1 protein-coding gene and 1 pseudogene are annotated in these 1434 nt (G+C 71.6%); both read left to right on the forward strand.

The features are described from left to right. The coding region (locus tag ON31_RS29600; protein WP_039818388.1) for a VWA domain-containing protein at positions 1-917 on the forward strand (917 nt) is incomplete at its 5' end. Between the two features lie 3 nt (positions 918-920). Next, positions 921-1434: pseudogene (locus ON31_RS29605) on the forward strand (hypothetical protein); the annotation flags it as partial.

Consider the following 1434-nt stretch of genomic DNA (forward strand, 5'->3'; position numbering starts at 1 on the left):
GGCTCGACGACATCCACCGGCTCTTCCCCAAGGCCACCGTCGAGCGCCTGGAGCGGGACGCGGTGCAGCGCTACGGATTACACGACGTGCTCACCGATCCCGAGGTGCTCGGTCGGCTGGAGCCCAATGCCGAGCTGCTGGGCGCGGTGCTGCGCACCAAACACCTCATGAATCCGGAGGTGCTGCGCATGGCGCGGCGCATTGTCGAGCAGGTGGTGCGCGAGCTCATGGAACGGCTCGCCACCGAGGTGCGCACCACGATGCACGGCGCCCGCTCGCGCCGCCGCGGCCGCATCCCCCGCGCCGCCGACTTCGACTTCCCGACCACGGTGCGCGCCAACCTCGCCCACTACCGGCCCGAACAGCGACGGCTCTATGTGGAGACCGCGCACTTCCGGGCACGCACCCGCCGCCATACGGACAACTGGCAGGTCATCCTGCTGGTGGACCAGTCCGGTTCCATGGTCGGCAATGTCATCCACTCGGCGGTCACGGCGGCCTGTCTGTGGGGGCTGCCCGGCCTCGAGACCCACCTGATCGCCTTCGACACCGAGGTCGTCGACCTCACCCGCGATGTGGACGATCCGGTCGAACTGCTGATGAAGGTGCAGCTCGGCGGCGGCACGGACATCGCCCGCGCACTCGGCTACGCGGCCCAGCTGGTCGAGCACCCGCGCCGCGCCGTCATCGCGGTGATCAGCGACTTCTACGAGGGCGGCAATGCGGCGTGGCTGGTACGCACGGCGGCGGCCCTCGTCGCGGAGGGGACGACGGTGCTGGGGCTGGCGGCCCTCGACGAGCAGGCCGATCCGGTCTTCGACCGGGAGCTGGGGCAGCGGCTGGCCGATGTGGGCGTGCATGTGGGGGCGATGACGCCCGGTGAACTGGCCGCCTTCATCGCGGAAACGATCGGATAGTCCATGCGCGCGGACCTGCTGGCCCTCACCGACGACTCCCTGATCAGCCTCGCCAACCGGGGGCTTCTCAAGCGCGCGGCGAAGGAGAACGCCGCCGCGCCTCCGGAACTCACCGAATCCGGCGACGGCACCGTGGCGGTCACCTTCCCCGACGGCGTGCGCACCACCCTGCCGCCCGATACGACCCTGGAGCTGTCGTCCTGCACCTGTGCGGCGACGACGGTGTGCCGGCACCGGGTGCGCGCGGTGCTCGCCTATCGCGCGTACGCCGAAACCTCCGAGCCCACCGCGGAAACCGCCCGTGCCGACCCACCGGAGACCGCCGTCTCGTGGTCCCCGGCGGAGTTCACCGACGAACAGCTGCGCGACCTGGTGGGTGCGCGCGCCTTCGCGGCCGCCGGCCGCGCCCGCCGCGCGGGGTACCGCGCCCGGGTGCGCCGGGCCACCGCGCACGATCCGGTGCCGTCGGCCGAATTATCCGCTGTCACCGTGCGATTCCTCATCCCCGGCGACCTGG

Source organism: Nocardia otitidiscaviarum NBRC 14405, from assembly GCF_000308635.1.
GTDB classification, from domain to species: domain Bacteria; phylum Actinomycetota; class Actinomycetes; order Mycobacteriales; family Mycobacteriaceae; genus Nocardia; species Nocardia otitidiscaviarum.